The sequence below is a fragment of the Stenotrophomonas sp. G106K1 genome (genome assembly GCF_037969685.1).
GTDB lineage: Bacteria > Pseudomonadota > Gammaproteobacteria > Xanthomonadales > Xanthomonadaceae > Stenotrophomonas > Stenotrophomonas lactitubi.
In genome coordinates this window covers 23733-39734 of record NZ_JBBPFR010000031.1, presented here as the reverse complement: position 1 = coordinate 39734, position 16002 = coordinate 23733, and the positions used below count along the sequence as shown (strand labels likewise).

16 protein-coding genes are annotated in these 16002 nt (G+C 66.5%); 10 read left to right on the top strand and 6 right to left on the bottom strand.

The window, feature by feature from the left end:
- The first annotated feature begins 84 nt into the window (after nucleotides 1-84).
- The 4 genes from WKB25_RS19750 to WKB25_RS19735 all read left to right on the top strand — a co-directional run bounded on the left by WKB25_RS19750 (nucleotide 85) and on the right by WKB25_RS19735 (nucleotide 3423).
- Complete coding sequence (locus WKB25_RS19750; protein WP_340572556.1) at nucleotides 85-933, top strand: MurR/RpiR family transcriptional regulator; 849 nt, start codon at nucleotides 85-87, stop codon at nucleotides 931-933.
- Between the two features lie 12 nt (nucleotides 934-945).
- Nucleotides 946-1710: a L,D-transpeptidase family protein gene (locus tag WKB25_RS19745; protein WP_340572555.1), complete on the top strand. Its 765-nt coding sequence runs from the start codon at nucleotides 946-948 to the stop codon at nucleotides 1708-1710.
- A complete protein-coding gene (locus WKB25_RS19740; protein ID WP_340572554.1) occupies nucleotides 1707-3008 on the top strand; it encodes an amino acid permease in 1302 nt (433 codons plus the stop codon). Before WKB25_RS19745 ends, WKB25_RS19740 begins: the two co-directional genes overlap by 4 nt.
- 82 nt (nucleotides 3009-3090) lie before the next feature.
- Nucleotides 3091-3423: a hypothetical protein gene (locus WKB25_RS19735; RefSeq protein ID WP_340572553.1), complete on the top strand. Its 333-nt coding sequence runs from the start codon at nucleotides 3091-3093 to the stop codon at nucleotides 3421-3423.
- A 141-nt stretch (nucleotides 3424-3564) separates the two neighbouring features.
- Here the strand turns inward: WKB25_RS19735 and yiaA are convergent, their stop codons facing one another.
- On the bottom strand, nucleotides 3565-4017 hold the full coding sequence (gene yiaA / locus WKB25_RS19730) for an inner membrane protein YiaA (protein WP_340572551.1): 453 nt from the start codon (nucleotides 4015-4017) through the stop codon (nucleotides 3565-3567).
- 171 nt (nucleotides 4018-4188) lie between these two features.
- Here yiaA and WKB25_RS19725 point away from each other — a divergent pair, with 171 nt between their 5' ends.
- Nucleotides 4189-5355 (top strand): PQQ-dependent sugar dehydrogenase, encoded by a 1167-nt coding sequence (locus tag WKB25_RS19725; protein WP_340572550.1) that lies wholly within the window; start codon nucleotides 4189-4191, stop codon nucleotides 5353-5355.
- 70 nt (nucleotides 5356-5425) lie between these two features.
- Here the strand turns inward: WKB25_RS19725 and WKB25_RS19720 are convergent, their stop codons facing one another.
- From WKB25_RS19720 to folB, 4 genes are all read right to left on the bottom strand, one after another.
- Nucleotides 5426-5974, bottom strand: a complete 549-nt coding sequence (locus tag WKB25_RS19720) for a hypothetical protein (protein WP_340572549.1) — start codon at nucleotides 5972-5974, stop codon at nucleotides 5426-5428.
- Between the two features lie 139 nt (nucleotides 5975-6113).
- A complete protein-coding gene (locus tag WKB25_RS19715) occupies nucleotides 6114-8288 on the bottom strand; it encodes a glycoside hydrolase family 3 N-terminal domain-containing protein (protein WP_340572548.1) in 2175 nt (724 codons plus the stop codon).
- A 128-nt stretch (nucleotides 8289-8416) separates the two neighbouring features.
- Complete coding sequence (locus WKB25_RS19710) at nucleotides 8417-9688, bottom strand: mechanosensitive ion channel domain-containing protein (protein WP_340572546.1); 1272 nt, start codon at nucleotides 9686-9688, stop codon at nucleotides 8417-8419.
- A 58-nt stretch (nucleotides 9689-9746) separates the two neighbouring features.
- Nucleotides 9747-10100, bottom strand: coding sequence for a dihydroneopterin aldolase (folB, locus tag WKB25_RS19705; RefSeq protein ID WP_340572545.1), 354 nt, complete (start codon nucleotides 10098-10100; stop codon nucleotides 9747-9749).
- Between the two features lie 329 nt (nucleotides 10101-10429).
- Here folB and WKB25_RS19700 point away from each other — a divergent pair, with 329 nt between their 5' ends.
- Nucleotides 10430-11113 (top strand): hypothetical protein, encoded by a 684-nt coding sequence (locus WKB25_RS19700; protein ID WP_340572544.1) that lies wholly within the window; start codon nucleotides 10430-10432, stop codon nucleotides 11111-11113.
- A gap of 41 nt (nucleotides 11114-11154) precedes the next feature.
- On the opposite strand, the gene tsaD is transcribed toward WKB25_RS19700, so the two are convergent.
- Entirely contained in the window at nucleotides 11155-12180 is a 1026-nt protein-coding gene (gene tsaD / locus WKB25_RS19695; RefSeq protein ID WP_099821347.1) for a tRNA (adenosine(37)-N6)-threonylcarbamoyltransferase complex transferase subunit TsaD, read from the bottom strand.
- A gap of 167 nt (nucleotides 12181-12347) precedes the next feature.
- Between tsaD and rpsU the strand changes: the two genes are divergently transcribed.
- The 4 genes from rpsU (at nucleotide 12348) to dnaG (ending at nucleotide 15988) form a co-directional block, all read left to right on the top strand.
- The gene (gene rpsU, locus WKB25_RS19690) at nucleotides 12348-12563 is read left to right on the top strand and encodes a 30S ribosomal protein S21 (RefSeq protein WP_002808376.1); all 216 of its coding nucleotides are present in this window, start codon (nucleotides 12348-12350) and stop codon (nucleotides 12561-12563) included.
- A 133-nt stretch (nucleotides 12564-12696) separates the two neighbouring features.
- Nucleotides 12697-13140, top strand: coding sequence for a GatB/YqeY domain-containing protein (locus tag WKB25_RS19685; protein ID WP_099821346.1), 444 nt, complete (start codon nucleotides 12697-12699; stop codon nucleotides 13138-13140).
- A 200-nt stretch (nucleotides 13141-13340) separates the two neighbouring features.
- Nucleotides 13341-14189: a YihY/virulence factor BrkB family protein gene (locus WKB25_RS19680; RefSeq protein WP_340572560.1), complete on the top strand. Its 849-nt coding sequence runs from the start codon at nucleotides 13341-13343 to the stop codon at nucleotides 14187-14189.
- Between the two features lie 59 nt (nucleotides 14190-14248).
- Entirely contained in the window at nucleotides 14249-15988 is a 1740-nt protein-coding gene (gene dnaG / locus WKB25_RS19675; protein WP_180167644.1) for a DNA primase, read from the top strand.
- The last annotated feature ends 14 nt before the right edge of the window (nucleotides 15989-16002 follow it).

The window sequence follows — 16002 nt, the reverse complement described above, 5'->3', positions numbered from 1 at the left end:
CCCCCCCCCCCCCCCCCCCCCCCACTCCATGACAAGCTCTACGCGACCAACCGCAACGCGCCTACACATGCCCGGACGCCCCGCATGCCGCCCCTGCTGAAAATCCGCACCGAGCGCGGGCAGATGTCGGCCATCGAACGCCGCATCGCCGACTTCATCCTCGACAATGCCCACCTGCTGCGCGATTACTCTTCGCAGCAGCTGGCCAGTGCCTTGGGAATCAGCCAGTCCAGCGTGGTCAAGTTCAGCCAGAAGCTCGGCTTCAAGGGCTACCCGGACCTGAAGTATTCCATCGGCGAGGACGTCGCCCGTGCCGGTGCCGATCCGCAGCAGGCGCCGGCCGCTCCGGACATCAGCGATGACTACCTGCGCCTGGGCGATGCCCTGCGTCGCAGCAAGGCGCAGGCCGAGGAAGAAACCCGCCAGGCCAACCCGCGCGAGGAGATCGAGCGCATCGTGCAGCTGCTCGACGGCGCGCCGAAGCTGTTTGTACACGGCCTCGGTGACGACGGCCTGTATGCACGTGAATTCGCCATGCGGCTGTCTTTGCTCGGCCTGCTGGTGGTGCCGCATACCGATCCGATCCTGATGCTGGCCAACCTGTCCGCCGCGCGCCCGGGCGATGTGCTGCTGATGTTCTCCGAGTTCGGCAAGCTGCCGCAGCTGTCACAGCTCTCGCGCCAATTCCAGGACATGGGCGGCAAGGTCGTGTCGATCACCCGCCACACCGCCAACCCGCTGCGCGCGCATGCCGATGCGGCGCTGGTGGTGTGCGCGCACGACCGTGCGCCGCAGGTGGCGCAGCTGCTGTACCGTAGCGCCATGCATGCCCTGCTCGATTTCCTGTTCGTGCTGCTCTGCCACGCCAATCCGGATCGCCAGCAGCAGCTGGCGGTGAACCTGGAACGGATCGATCACCTGCTGGATTCCTGACCGGAGCGCCCGATGAACCTGTTGCTGGCCCGCCTTGCATCCGCCGCGCTGCTGCTTGTGGCAGCCGTCACTGTCCATGCCGCCCCGTTGGATGAGGCTCGCCAACTGATCGTCGTCACCAGCGAGAGCTGGGACAGCACGCAGGGGCAGCTGCAGGCCTTCGCGCGCGACGGCAAGCACTGGCGCAAGCACGGCCAGGCGTTCCCGGTTGCACTGGGCCGCACCGGCAGTGCCTGGGGCCTGGGCCTGCATCCTGCCCAGGCCGATGGTCCGCAGAAACAGGAAGGCGACGGTCGCAGTCCGGCCGGCGTGTTCGCGCTGGGCAGTGCGTTCGGGTATGCCGTCACCCGGCCCGGTACGGCGATGACCTACCAGCCGATGCTCGAGAGCAGCTACTGCATGGACGTACCGGCGTCGCCGTTCTATAACCGCATCGTCGATGCCAGGAAGGTCGGCAGTGCCGCCATCACCGGCTCCACCGAACCGATGCGGCTGGACCTGCACAACAAGGGCGACGTGCGTTACCAGGAAGGCTTCGTGATCGCGCACAACCCGGACAACCAGCCCGGCAAGGGCAGCTGCATCTTCGCCCATCTGTGGCGCCAACCCGGCGAGGCCACCGCTGGCTGCACTGCGATGCCAGAGGTGCGCATGCAGGCGTTGCTGGACTGGCTGCGCCCGCAGGACACGCCGCGTTTCGTGCTGCTGCCACGCGCCGAGTACCAGCGCCTGCAGGCGCAGTGGAGACTGCCCGCGCTTGAAGGAGCCGCACGTTGAGCACCGCCGACGAACCACAACTGCAACGCGCGGTCAGCCGCTGGCAGATCGTCGGCCTGTCGATCAACGATGTGGTCGGCAGCGGCATCTACCTGCTGCCGGCGGCCACGGTCGCCCTGCTCGGCCCCTTCAGCCTGTGGGGCGTGGTCGCCGCCGGTATCGTCGTCGCCCTGCTGGTGCTGTGCTACGCGCAGGCAGCCAGCTATTTCGATGAACCTGGTGGCAGCTACCTGTACGCGCGCGAAGCCTTCGGCCGCTTTGCCGGCTTCGAGATCGGCTGGATGATCTGGCTGACCCGCATCAGTTCCGCCGCAGCGCTCAGCAATGCGCTGGCCGACGCCGTGGCGCGGTTCTGGCCGTGGGCAGGCGCAGGCATGGGCCGCATCGCGATCATCGTGGTCTCGCTCGGTTTCCTGACCGGGGTGAACATCATCGGCGTGCGTTCGGCCGCGCGTACCGGCATCGTGCTGGTGATCGGCAAGATGTTGCCGCTGCTGTTGTTCGTGGCCGTCGGTGCGTTCTACATCGACCCGCATCTGGCCTTCTCCGGCCAGCGCCCGGATCCGCACGACCTGCAGCGCATGGGTGAGGCGGCGCTGTTGCTGCTGTATGCCTATGCCGGGTTCGAGAACATCCCGGCCGCGGCCGGCGAGTACCGCAACCCGCGCCGCGACATCCCGTTCGCGCTGATCACCATGATCGTCACCGTCACCGTGATCTACGCGGCGGTGCAGATCGTGGCGCAAGGCACCCTGCCCGGCCTGGCCAGCTCGGCAACGCCGCTGGCCGATGCCGCCTCCAGCTTCGGCGGCGAGGCACTGGCGCTGATCCTCACCGTGGGCGCGACCATCTCCATCCTCGGCACCAACAGCAACACGATGATGATGGGCCCGCGCTTCCTGTTCGCGCTGGCACGCGATGGCTACGGCCCGAAAGTGCTGGCGCAGGTGCACCCGCGCTTCCGTACCCCGGCCGCAGCGATCTTCTGCCAGGGCCTGATCGCCCTCGGCCTGGCGCTGTCCGGCTCGTTCGTGCAGCTGGCGCTCCTGTCGATGACCACGCGCCTGTTCGCCTATATCGGTACCGCGGCAGCGGTGCTGGTACTGGCCAAGCGCTATGCGGACCGCCCCGGTGCGTTGAAGCTGCCCGGTGGCCCGTTGATTCCGGTGCTGGCCCTGCTGCTGTGCGTGGCCCTGTTCGCCAGTGCCAGCTGGCAGAACATCGCGGCGGCGTTGGTCGCCTTCGCGGTTGGCGCGGTCATCTACAAGCTGCCGCGCAAGAGCGCCAGCGCCGATTGACCTGCCGATCACGCTGCCGGCCCGATGCGTTAACCGGGCGACAGGCAGGATCAGGCTTCGTCCACCACGGAGCCTCCTGCCCATGAGCACTGATTACCAGATCCCCGGCCGCGTGCCGGAAGACGGAACCCCGCGCCAGGCTGTTTCGGACTACTGGCGTGATCGCTATACCAGCGAGCCGTATTACGACAACCAGCTGTTCTTCGACGATTACGAGCCGGCGTACCAGATCGGCCACACCGCGCGCGCGCAGGACATGATCCGCGCATACGAAGAGATCGAAGGCGAGCTGGAGTCGCGATGGACGAAGGAACGCGGCAAGAGCCGGCTGGAATGGGCGCAGGCGCGCAGCGCCGTGCGTCGCGGCTGGGAGGAAGCGGTCAATCTGGACCCACGCCGGGACCGCAACGCATAACAGCACGTTGTGGAGCCGAGCCATGCTCGGCTGAAGCCTCAGCTGTAGAGCCGAGCCATGCTCGGCTGGGTATCCAGAGTCGAGCCCGCTCGGCTGCCGATACACATCAGCCAAGCGTGGGTTCGGCTCTACCTCCGCCCTTCAGTCCTGTTCCGGCAGCGGCGGAATCGATGAAGCGCGCTTCGGCTCAGCCGCGTTGGCGGCAATCAGGTCACGGGTGTTCTTCTGCACCGCCACCGCGCCAAACAGCGACAGCGCGAACGCCATGCCATAGAAGCCCTTTTCGCTCAGCACCAGGGTGGCGTTCCACAGACCGACCAGCAGCAGCAACAGCGCCGACAGCAGCGCGAACCAGCACAGTGCGTAGTACAGGCCGCTCACCGGAATGCTCTCGACGCGGTCGCGCACACTCTTCTGCAGCGATACCGCCGCGAACAGGCCGAACAGCAGCAGGGTCAGGTAATAGCCCTTTTCGTTCAGCGGCATTTCGGCATTGAACAGGCCTATCAGGTAGGCCACCGCGCCCAGCAGCAGGGCCACCCATGAGGCGGCGATGAAGGCGGGCGAAGGTCGATGGATGAGAGGTACGTTCATTGCAGATCCTTGGCAGACAGGCGGGCATGCTTTGCCCGGGCGAGAACACCCTAGACGATCCGCGCCATGCCGCACAGGGGGTAGCAGGACCTTCGGGCCACGACCGTCACCCCGCCGGTGGTATACAAGGGAGAGCCTGGCCATCCGCATCCCCTTCCGCTGGAGATACCCATGACCCGCACACCCCTGCTGCTCGCACTCGGCCTGCTGCCGATCCTCGCAACCACCGCCTGCAATGCGGCCGGCCCTGATGCCACAGGCCAGAAGGTCCCGGCAACCGCCGCATCCACCGCCGACCAACGCCCCTTCACCGCCACCGAGGTCAGCCGCTTCGACCAGCCGTGGGCGATGACCTTCCTGCCCGACGGCAGCCTGCTGGTGACCGAAAAGCGCGGCAAGCTGCAGCACCTGGACCTGGCCAGCGGCAAGAAGCATGAGATCACCGGCGTCCCCAAGGTCGCCTACGGCGGCCAGGGCGGTTTCGGTGACGTGATCCTGCATCCGGATTTCGCCCGCAACCACCTGGTCTACGTCAGCTACGCCGAGGAAGGCACGCTGGATACCCGCGGCGCGGCCGTGGCCCGTGCCACCCTCGCCCTCGACGCCAGCGGCGGCGGCCAGCTGAAAGACCTGAAGGTGATCTGGCGGCAGACGCCGAAGGTCAGTGGCGAAGGCCACTACGGCCACCGCCTGGCCTTCGGCCCGGATGGCAAGCTGTGGATCAGTTCCAGCGAACGGCAGAAGTTCGATCCGGCGCAGGACATGAGCGGCAACCTGGGCAAGATCATCCGTCTCAACGACGACGGCAGCCTGCCGGCCGACAATCCGTTCGCCTCGCAGGGTGGCGTGGCCGCACAGGTATGGTCGCTGGGGCACCGCAATGTGCTGGGCATCGCCTTCGATGCCAACGGCAAGCTGTGGGCACAGGAAATGGGCCCGGCCGGCGGCGACGAGCTGAACCTGATCGTGCGCGGTGCCAACTACGGCTACCCGATCGTGTCCAACGGCGACCACTACGATGGCCGTCCGATTCCCGACCACGACACGCGTCCGGAATTCGCCGCACCGAAGGTGACCTGGAACCCGGTGATTTCGCCGGCCGGCCTGATGTTCTACAGCGGCAACCTGTTCCCGCAGTGGAAGGGCAGCGCCTTCATCGGTGGCCTGTCATCCACGTCCTTGGTGCGCGTCAGCTTCGACGGCGACAACGCACGCGAAGCCGAACGCTTCAACATGGGCGAGCGCATCCGCGAAGTTGAACAGGGCCCGGATGGCGCGCTGTGGCTGCTGGAAGACGGCAGCAAGGCACGGCTGCTGAAGCTCACGCCGAAGGCCTGATTGGCCGGGTTGCCGGCCAGCGGCCGGCACTACCGAACTGCAACGGCCCCGCATGCGGGGCCGTCTGCTTTCATTGGATGGTGATGACCTTCACTTCCGTGCGCGTGCAGGCCTTGTCCAGGCACTGCCCGTTCAACCACACCTGGCCATCGCCGATCATCACGCCCTGCTGGTTGACGAACACCGTGCCGAACTCCTGCGCGGACACAGCCTTGACCACCGCCGGGGTGATGATCTTCTCGTAGTTGCGCTGGAATTCACCGGGTCCGGTGATCTTCTTGCCGCCACTGATGTTCAGCGGGAAACGCACTTCTTCAACCACCGCAGGACGGTCACCCGCGACCACAGCGGTCTTGAAGGCATTGAATACTTTTTCATATTGCGCCGCATCGCCGAGCAGCGTCTCGATGCGCGCGCGCGCGTCGTCTGCTGCGGGCTCGACGGGGCTGGGAGTATCCGCAGGCGCCGCAACGGCATCGGGCGTAGTGCTGGCGGCCGCCTCGGCCGGCGTCGCACCGGTCATCGGCGGTGGCGCATCGGCAGCGGGCCCGGGCGGCGATGCCGGCTGCGAGCACGCTGCCAGCAACAGGACAGGAACAAGGTAGGCCATCGTGCGCATGCGCGGTCTCCATCGATACAGGGAGTCCGATGGTAGCGCCGGGCCGCGCCCGGCGTGTTCGCCATGGGTGAGGACGCCGGGCATCGCCCGGCGCTACTCATTGCCAGTAGATCCATGCCATGCGTGGATGCTCTACCGATCAGGCCTTCAGCAGCTCGAACTGCACCGCCTCACCGGCCATCGACGAGCCGCACACCCACACGTCGAACAGGCCCGGCTCGGCACGCAGCACGCCGTCGCGGCCGGTGAATGCCAGCTGCTCGCGGGTCAGGGTGAATACCACCTCGGTCGACTCGCCCGGCTGCAGTGCCACCTTGCGGAAGTCCTTCAGCTCACGCACCGGCCGCACGCGGCTGGCCACGCGGTCGTGGATGTACAGCTGCACCACTTCCTCGCCGGCCACGTTGCCGGTGTTGGTCAGCGTGGTGGTCAGGCTCAGGGTGTCGTCCCAGCCGACGCGCGCACTGCTCAGCTGCGGCACGCCGTAGGCGAAGGTGGTGTAACCGATGCCGTGGCCGAACGGATACAGCGGCTCGTTGGGAATCTCGCGCCAGCGTGCCTTGAACTCCGACATCGTCGGCAGTTCCGGGCGGCCGGTACGCGGGTGGTTGTAGAAGTAAGGCTGCTGGCCGGATACCTGCGGGAAGCTGACCGGCAGGCGACCGGACGGGCTGTAATCGCCGAACAGCACATCGGCCACGGCATGGCCGGTCTGCGTGCCCAGGTACCAGGTGATCGCCACGGCATGCGCATTGCGCACCGCGCCCTGCAGTGCCAGCGCGCGGCCATTGCGCAGCAGCACCACCAGCGGTTTGCCGGTCATCGCCACCGCTTCGGCCAGCGCCTGCTGTGCCGGCGGCAGGGTGATCTCCACGCGCGACTGTGCCTCACCGCTGTAACGCTGCGGCTCGCCCAGCGCCAGCACCACCACGTCGGCACGCAGCGCGGCCGCCACGGCCGCTTCGGTGCCACCGGCAATGGCGGCTTCCAGTTCGCAACCCGGCACCACTTCCAGCAGCGACTCGTCGCCGATGGCCGCGCGCACGCCGGTTTCCAGGTCCACGTAACGCTGCTTGTCGCCGAACAGCGTCCAGCAGCCTTCGATGTTGTCGCGGTCCTGCACGAACGGGCCGATCAGCGCGATCTTCTGCCCGTTCTTCTGCAGCGGCAGCACGTTGTCACGGTTGTTCAGCAGCACGATCGAACGACGGGCGGCATCACGCGACAGTTCGTCATGGGCGGCGATATGCGAGGTATCGGCTTCGCGCGCCGGGTCCAGCGAACGGTATGGGTCGTCGAACAGACCAATGGTTTCCTTCAGCCACAGAATGCGGCGCACGCCTTCATCCAGCACGCTCATCGGCACCTCGCCACTCTCCACCAGGCCCGGCAGGTGCTCGGCGTAGAAACCGCTCTGCATGCTCAGGTCGAGGCCGGCGGTGAACGCCTTGGCAGTGGCATCGCGGTCATCGGCAGCGTAGCCGTGCGCGACCAGTTCCATGTCGGCGGTGTAGTCGGAGATCACCACGCCCGGGAACTTCCATTCACCGCGCAGGATGTCGGTCAGCAGCTCGGCGTTGGCGCTGGCCGGCACGCCGTTGATGTCGTTGAACGAGGACATCACGGTGATCGCGCCAGCGTCGAAGGCAGCCTTGAACGGCGGCAGGTGCACGTCGCGCAGGGTCTGCGGCGAGATGTCCACCATGTTGTATTCCATGCCGGCCATCACCGCGCCGTAGGCGGCGAAGTGCTTGGGCGTGGCCAGCAGCGAATCGGCGGCGCGCAGGTCGCTGCCCTGGAAACCGCGCACGCGGGCGGCGGCGAACGCACAGCCCAGCACCACGTCCTCACCGGCACCTTCGGCACCACGGCCCCATCGCTGGTCGCGGGCGATGTCCACGGCAGGCGCGTAGGTCCAGTGCAGGCCGGCAGCGGTGGCTTCAACCGCAGTGGCGCGCGCGGTGCGCTCGGCCAGGTCCGGCTCGAAGCTGGCCGCTTCGCCCAGCGGAATCGGGAACACGGTGCGCATGCCGTGGATGACGTCGGCCGCCAGGATCACCGGGATGCCCAGGCGGCTCTCCTCGGTGGCGACCTGTTGGATGCGGCGGCCGAGCTCGGCGCCGACACCGTTGAACAGCGAGCCGACCTTGCCCTCGCGCACCTGCTGCAGCACCTGGTCGGCATTGCGCACGTTGGCTTCCGGGTTCACGTCCGGGGCGAACGGGCGGACCATGTCCGCGAAGACACCCAGCTGGCCGACTTTTTCCTCGACGGTCATCTGGGCAATGAGGGATTCGATGCGATCGGAGGCCACCGGCAGTCCTTGATGAAAACGTTTACAAGCCCGGCATTCTAGCGATCCCGGACGATTTGGCGAGAGGTTTCGTCATTCAGTTTCAGCCACCAGCCGGATCCGTACGGTCCGGCCGGGGGCATCGCAGCTTACTCCGAGCCGGCCAACTGGCGCTGGCCGGCCATCAACATGGCGTCACTGGACGCCTGGAACACCCGCAGGCCAAAGGCCGGCAGGATCGCCAGCAGGTGGTCGAAGATGTCCGACTGCACGGCTTCGTACTCGCCCCAGGCGGTGCTGCGGGTGAAGCAGTACAGCTCCATCGGCAGGCCTTCGGTGGTCGGCTGCAGCTGGCGCACCAGCAGGGTCATGTCGGTGTGGATGCCCGGATGGCTGGCCAGGTAGCGCTCCACGTACGCCCGGAACGTGCCCAGGTTGGTCACCCGGCGGCTGTTGACCTCGGCCACGCCCTGCTCGCGCAGGCGCCCGTTCCACTGGCCCAGCTCCTGCTGCTTGCCGCGCAGGTAGTCGCCCAGCAGGGCGAACTGGCCAAGGAAGGCCAGGTCGTCCTCTTCCATGAAACGCACGCTGTGCTGATCCAGGTACAGCGCGCGCTTGATCCGGCGGCCACCCGCTTCCTGCATGCCCCGCCAGTTCTTGAACGACTCGGTCACCAGCTTCTTGGTCGGGATGGTGGTGATGGTCTTGTCGAAGTTCTGCACGGTGACGGTATGCAGGGCGATATCGATGACATCGCCGTCGGCGTTCTGGCTGGGCATCTCGATCCAGTCGCCGATGCGCACGCGGCCATCGCCACTGATCTGCACGCTGGCCACCAGTGACAGGATGGTGTCCTGGAAGATCAGCATCAGCACCGCGGTGGCCGCGCCCAGGCCGGTGACCAGTGGGCCCAGCTTGACTCCCAGCAGGGTGGCGACGATGGACAGGCCGGCGGCCACGAACACCACGATCTTGACCACCTGCAGGTAGCCCTTGATCGGCTTGTTGCGTGCATCGGGCTTGCGCTCGTACAGGCTGTTGGCCGCATCCAGCGCATGCGAGAACGCCATCGACACGGTCAGTACCGCCCACACGATGCACAGCTTGATGATGACGTTGACCAGGCCTGGCGGCAGGTCGGGAATGAGGGTGATACCCGAGGCGATCACCTGGCTGGGCACCACGTTGGACAGGCGCGCGATGACCCGCATCAGGTGGCTGCCACGCCCGGACTCGGCGCCCGGCAGGCGCTGCAGCAGGCGTCGCAGACCGCGCAGCAGGATGCGCTTGGTCACCCAGTTGGCCAGGCCGGCTGCGATCAGCAGGGCCGAGATCATCAACGCCAGGTAGGCGCCAGGATAGGGTTCCAGTGTGTTCTGCAGCTGTTCCAGCCACTGTACCGCCACCACTGCGTCCACCATCGGTTGTCTCCTTCTTCATTGCTGTTGAGGTTGCCGGCAAGCGACCGGCGCTACCGGGTCAGTCCCGCGAGCGTTCGATGATCACGCCGACCGCGCGTGCGCCGCGCACCGCCCCGGGCTTGCTCAGCTTCAGGCGCAGCCACTTCACGTCGAACTCGTCCAGCACGATCTGCGCGCAGTGCTCGGCCAGGGTCTCCACCAGGCCGAACTCCGATTCGCGTACGAACTGCTCCAGGCGCTTGCTGACCGCCTTGTAGTTCAGGGTGTGGGCAATATCATCGCTGGCGGCCGGGCGACGGTTGTCGAACCCCATCTCCAGATCGAACACCAGGTCCTGGCGGATCCGCCGCTCCCAATCGTAGATGCCGATCAGGGCGTCGATCGTCAGCCCTTCGATGAAAACCTTGTCCATTACGGTTACCAGCCGGAAAACAGGCGGTCATGGTAACGGGATGGCGGTGAGCCTGCCCGGAACGGGCGACGGGTCGCCGGGCATTCACAAGGTCTGGAAAAGACAAAGGGCCCTGCTAGCGGGGCCCTTTGGTACCTCTCAACGTCCTCGGGGGGAGCTGGAAACCAGCCGCGAGTCCCGAAGCACACGCTGCGAAGGATGAAGATCATTTCCCCTGCCGTCCAGAGGCATTCACGACATTCCGGAGAAATCCGAATGCCGTTGGGAGTTCTGCCAGGCAAGCGGCTGGCATTGCCCGATATCACCTGTTCGGCTTCCGGCGCACGCTGGTGATCCACAACGTGATGCCGCCGACAATGAAAGAGCAGAGGATTCTGCAAGCAGCACTATCCCGACCACGCTGGGCAACCTACAAACGCATCGCAGTTCGTCATTCCCTGGATGCGACCTCGCTGTATGTCTGGAACATGCAGATGTGTGGCGCTTTGCTATCGCCGCTTCACATCTGCGAAATCGTCATCCGCAACGCAGTCGCCGCAGCACTGGCGCATGCCTATGGTCCCCGCTGGCCATGGCATCCAGCATTGCTGCAGCGCATGCCCGCCGATGGCGCGCTGTCGGCGCTGCAGGACCTGCACAGGCGATCGAATCAGCAGATGAACACGCCAGAGATCATCGCCAGCCTCCGATTCGCATTCTGGCAGCACCTCTTTACACGACGCTTTGAGGGGCCCCTGTGGACGCGAAGCCTGAAGATCGCTCTGCCCAATGCTCCACACAACACTGTCGGCATCGTCCGCACCTCCATCCATGCCGACCTAGACCGCATCCGCCAGCTGCGCAACCGCATCGCCCACCACGAACCCATCCTCGAACGTGACATCGGTGCCGACCTGGCCGCGATCGGGCGCCTGATCCACGCCCGTTGCCCGCACACCCTGGGCTGGCTGCAGCGCCATGAACGGGCGACGACGGTGCTGGCGGCCTCGCCGCTGCTTGGCAAACGTCGATGACGTTGCCGGCCAGCGGCCGGCACGACAGGAACAGGTCCGGCTCAGACGGCCGGCAGGGTTGCCATGTCCCAGCGCGGGGTCACTTCCACCTTCGGCGGACTGTGCTGGCCGGCCTGCAGACGCAATGCGCCAGCGAAGGCAATCATCGCGCCGTTGTCGGTGCACAGCGCCGGCCGCGGGAAACAGGCCCGTCCGCCGAGGCGCTCGGCCATCTGCTGCAGGCGGGCGCGCAGGCGCTTGTTGGCGCCGACGCCGCCGGCCACCACGATCACGTTGGTGCCCGCCGCTTCCAGCGCGCGCTCGCACTTGATGGACAGGGTCTCGACCACGGCGTCTTCAAAACCACGGGCGATGTCGGCGCGGGTCTGCTCGCTCTGGTCGCTGTCGCGCCAGGCCATCAGGACCTGGGTCTTCAGGCCGGAGAAACTGAAATCCAGGCCGGGGCGATCGGTCATCGGCCGCGTGAAGCGGTAGACGCCCGGCGTGCCCTGCTCGGCCAGCTTGGCCAGCTGCGGCCCGCCCGGGTACGGCAGGCCCATCATCTTGGCGGTCTTGTCGAAGGCTTCACCGGCCGCGTCGTCCAGGGTTTCGCCCAGCAGCCGGTACTGGCCGATCGCATCGACGGCCACCAGCTGGGTATGGCCGCCGGACACCAGCAGGGCCACGAACGGAGCCTGCGGCGGGTCGTCTTCCATCAGCGGCGCCAGCAGATGGCCTTCCATGTGGTGCACACCCACGGCGGGGACCTCCAGTGCCCAGGCCAGCGACCGGGCCACGCCGGCGCCCACCAGCAGCGCCCCGACCAGGCCGGGACCGGCGGTATAGGCCACCCCATCAATGTCGTTCACGCCGAGGCCGGCCTCGGCCAGCGTCTGCCGCACCAGCGGCAGCAGCTTGCGCACGTGGTCACGGCTGGCCAGCTCGGGCACCACACCGCCGTACTCGGCGTGCAGGGCGATCTGGCTGTAGACCGCATGGGCGCGCAGGGCCGCGCTGCCGGACAGGTCGGTGTCATACACCGCCACGCCGGTCTCATCACAGGAAGATTCGATGCCAAGGACTCGCATGCCTGCTATTATGACGCCCCTGCCAGCCCCTCGGGGGAACTGGCAGGTCTCACTGCAATCCAACAACTTGCCCCTATTCAGGATTTGTGGCTTGCAGTTTGTTTATTCGCCACTATAATGTGCGGCTCGCCGGGCGTGACCCGGTTCTACTGTGTCCCGGAGATTCCATGCCCAGCGTCAAAGTCCGCGAGAACGAACCCTTTGAGTTTGCTCTTCGCCGCTTCAAGCGCACTTGCGAAAAGGCCGGTGTGCTGGCCGAAACCCGCAAGCGCGAGTTCTACGAAAAGCCGACCCAGGAGCGTAAGCGCAAGGCCGCCGCTGCTGTGAAGCGTCAGCTGCGCCGTTCCTCGCGCGACGTCACCAAGCGTCAGCGCCTGTACTGATCGGACGCATCTTCATTGCGGTGGGCATTCCCTGCCGCGATGGAGTCGAAGCCGGCACGCGCGAGCGTCGCCGGCTTTTTGCGTTTCCGGGCCTGGGCGTCCGCCCTGCCCCACCACCACCACGAGGTTCGCCATGAGCATGAAGCAGCAGCTCACCGAAGACATGAAGGCCGCCATGAAGGGCGGCGAGAAGCACAAGCTGGGCGTCATCCGCCTGATCAACGCGGCCATCAAGCAGAAGGAAGTCGACGAGCGCATCGAGCTCGACGACACCGCCGTGATCGCCGTGCTCGACAAGATGGTCAAGCAGCGCAAGGACTCGGTCAGCCAGTTTGAAGCGGCCAACCGCGAAGACCTGGCGGAAATCGAGCGCGCCGAGATCGTGGTGATCGAAGCCTACCTACCGGCCAAGATGGGCGAAGCCGAGATCGTCGCGGCGATCCAGGCGGCCATCGCCGAGACCGGTGCCAGCAGCGCAGCCGACATGGGCAAGCTGATGGGCGCGCTGAAGCCCAAGCTCGCCGGCCAGGCCGACATGGGCCTGGTGTCCAAGCTGGTCAAGCAGCAGCTGGCGTAAGCCACCATCGGGGGTCGGATCCCTTTCGCATCGCGGAAGGGCTCTGACCCCATTGATGCACCCGCTTCACCGCCCCTTCGACCCCCGGCTGCTACAACACCCCCATGGTCGAGCAATCAAACGCCCCCACCGACACGCGTCCCCACGGCATCCCCGCACGGCTTCGCCACTACGCCGATCGTCTGCAGGACAGCTTCCCGATGGCGGTGGCCAAGCGCTTCGTCGAGATCGACGTGCTGACCCAGGCCGCTTCGGTGTCCTTCTATGCGTTGCTGTCGATGGCCCCGCTGCTGGTGCTTTTGCTGTGGCTGACCGCCTCGTTGTATCCACCGGCGCAGCAGGCACTGATCGGACAGATCGGCTCGGTGGCCGGCAACAGCGTGGCCAGCGTCGCCGACACCGTGCTGCACAACGCCAACAGCCAGCCCAGCGTCGGTTCGCTGGCCGGGGTCTGGAGCACGTTGCTGTTGTTTGTCGGCGCCACCGCCGTGTTCGCGCAGCTGCAGAACGCGCTGAACCGGATCTTCCATACCAGCGGGCAGCGCCTGGACGGGATCAAGGCCTGGCTGCGCAAGCGCGTGTTCTCGTTCGGCGTGGTGCTGGCGCTGGGCTTCCTGCTGATCCTGTCGATGACCGCCACCACCGCGCTGCAGGTGGTGTTCGCGCAGCTGCCCTCGGTGCTGCCCGCGATCGGCTACCTGACATCGCTGCTGCTGTACACGCTGGCCTTCGCCTTTCTCTATCACTACCTGCCGGACCGGCGCGTGGCCTGGCGCCAGGCGTTCATCGGCGGCGCCATCACCTCGTTGCTGTTCACTCTCGGCCGCTATGGCATCGGCGTCTACATCAGCACCGTTGCCCCTGGCAGCGCCTACGGCTCGATGGGTGCACTGGTGATTTCGCTGGTCTGGATCTACTACGCCACTGCCGTGTTCTTCGTCGGTGCATTGATGACCGCGGTGATCGACGAACGCCAGTACGCACGTGCGCGCCTGGCCAGCGCCGATGTGGCCCTGCAGGAAACCGGCCCAGCCGCCGCCAGCGAGTAAACTAGGGGACTTGCCGCCCCCGCAGCGCGCCCTGGCGGCCGCGCCCCGTCCTGTTGCCCATGGCCCGTATCCCCGACGCTTTCATCGACGACCTGCTGGCCCGCTCCGACATCGTCGAGGTGGTGGGCAGCCGCGTGCCGCTGAAGCGCCAGGGCAAGGAATACGCCGCGCGCTGTCCGTTCCATGACGAACGCTCGGCCTCGTTCACCGTCTCGCCGACCAAGCAGTTCTATCACTGCTTCGGCTGCGGCGCGCACGGCACCGCCATCAGCTTCCTGATGAACTACGACCGCCTCGAATTCCTCGACGCGGTGGATGAACTGGCCAAGCGTGCCGGCATGGAAGTGCCGCGCAGCGAGAACCCGCGCAGTGCGCAGCAGCAGGATGACAGCCGCGAGCTGTACTCCGCGCTGGACGCCGCTACCAAGTTCTTCCAGAAGAACCTGGAAGGCAGCGAGAAGGCACGCAGCTACCTCGATGGCCGCGGCGTGGATGAAGAGAACCGCGCACGCTTCCAGATCGGCTATGCGCCCGATGGCTACAGCGGCCTGCGCGACGCACTGGGCAAGGACGAGCGGCGGATGAAGCTGCTCGACCGCGCCGGCCTGTTCTCCAAGAACGACCGCGGCCACGTCTACGACAAATTCCGCGACCGGGTGATGTTCCCGATCTTCGACCGCCGTGGCAGGGTGATCGCCTTCGGCGGGCGCGTGTTCGAGAAGGACGACGGCCCCAAATACCTCAACTCGCCCGAGACCGCGCTGTTCCACAAGGGCCGCGAACTGTACGGCCTGTGGCAGGTGCGCCAGGCCAACCAGAAGATCGAGCGCCTGATCGTGGTCGAGGGCTACATGGACGTGGTCTCGCTGTTCCAGTTCGGCGTCACCCAGGCGGTGGCGACGCTGGGCACGGCAACCACGCCGGACCATGCCGAGCTGCTGTTCCGCAACGCGCCGGACGTGTTCTTCTGCTTCGACGGCGACGCCGCCGGCCGCCGCGCCGGCTGGAAGGCGCTGGAATCGGTGCTGCCGCGCATGAAGGATGGCCGCCAGGCTTTCTTCCTGTTCCTGCCCGATGGCGAAGACCCGGACAGCATCGTGCGCAAAGAAGGCGCCGAGGCTTTCGACGAGCGCCTGAAGCAGGCCACGCCGCTGTCGCAGTTCTTCTTCGACGAGCTGACCCGCGAGATCAACCTGGGCACGCTGGACGGCAAGGCACGGCTCGCCGAGCGCGCCAAGCCGATGCTCGCGCAGATTCCCGACGGCGCGTTTGGCGACCTGATGAAACAGCAGCTGGGACAGCTGACCGGCCTGGGCGGCAACGCGCAGGCGGGCCGCCCGCAGATGCCACAACGCGCCGCCCCGCGCACGATCCAGCCTGCGGCCAAGCGCAGCCTGGTGCGCGGCGCGATCGCCGTGCTGCTGCAGCAGCCGTCGCTGGCCCTGACCCTCGGCGGCAAACACCACTTCCAGGGCCTGCGCCTGCCGGGCGTGGAGCTGCTGCTGGAACTGCTGGGGCTGGTCGAACAGCGCCCGGACATCAGTACCGGTGCCCTGCTGGAGCATTTCGACGGCCGCGAAGAACAGGCCTCGCTGCACACCCTGGCCGCGCAGACGCTGGCGGGCGATGAAGCGATGTGGACGGTGGAGCTGCATGACGCGGTCGGGCAGCTGGAAAAGCAGCTGCTGTTCCAGCGGATCGACGACCTTAACGCCAAGCAGCGACAACAAGGTCTGGACGATACTGACAAGTACGAGATGCGCGAGCTGCTCAAGGCCCGCGCCAATCTGCGCCTGTAGCGGCAGAACACAGC

Coding starts and splice junctions, on each gene's coding strand:
- WKB25_RS19750 (WP_340572556.1), top strand. CDS start 85: ATGCCGCCCCTGCTGAAAATCCGCACCGAGCGCGGGCAGATGTCGGCC.
- WKB25_RS19745 (WP_340572555.1), top strand. CDS start 946: ATGAACCTGTTGCTGGCCCGCCTTGCATCCGCCGCGCTGCTGCTTGTG.
- WKB25_RS19735 (WP_340572553.1), top strand. CDS start 3,091: ATGAGCACTGATTACCAGATCCCCGGCCGCGTGCCGGAAGACGGAACC.
- yiaA (WP_340572551.1), bottom strand. CDS start 4,017: ATGAACGTACCTCTCATCCATCGACCTTCGCCCGCCTTCATCGCCGCC.
- WKB25_RS19725 (WP_340572550.1), top strand. CDS start 4,189: ATGACCCGCACACCCCTGCTGCTCGCACTCGGCCTGCTGCCGATCCTC.
- WKB25_RS19720 (WP_340572549.1), bottom strand. CDS start 5,974: ATGCGCACGATGGCCTACCTTGTTCCTGTCCTGTTGCTGGCAGCGTGC.
- WKB25_RS19710 (WP_340572546.1), bottom strand. CDS start 9,688: ATGGTGGACGCAGTGGTGGCGGTACAGTGGCTGGAACAGCTGCAGAAC.
- folB (WP_340572545.1), bottom strand. CDS start 10,100: ATGGACAAGGTTTTCATCGAAGGGCTGACGATCGACGCCCTGATCGGC.
- tsaD (WP_099821347.1), bottom strand. CDS start 12,180: ATGCGAGTCCTTGGCATCGAATCTTCCTGTGATGAGACCGGCGTGGCG.
- rpsU (WP_002808376.1), top strand. CDS start 12,348: ATGCCCAGCGTCAAAGTCCGCGAGAACGAACCCTTTGAGTTTGCTCTT.
- WKB25_RS19685 (WP_099821346.1), top strand. CDS start 12,697: ATGAGCATGAAGCAGCAGCTCACCGAAGACATGAAGGCCGCCATGAAG.
- WKB25_RS19680 (WP_340572560.1), top strand. CDS start 13,341: ATGGCGGTGGCCAAGCGCTTCGTCGAGATCGACGTGCTGACCCAGGCC.
- dnaG (WP_180167644.1), top strand. CDS start 14,249: ATGGCCCGTATCCCCGACGCTTTCATCGACGACCTGCTGGCCCGCTCC.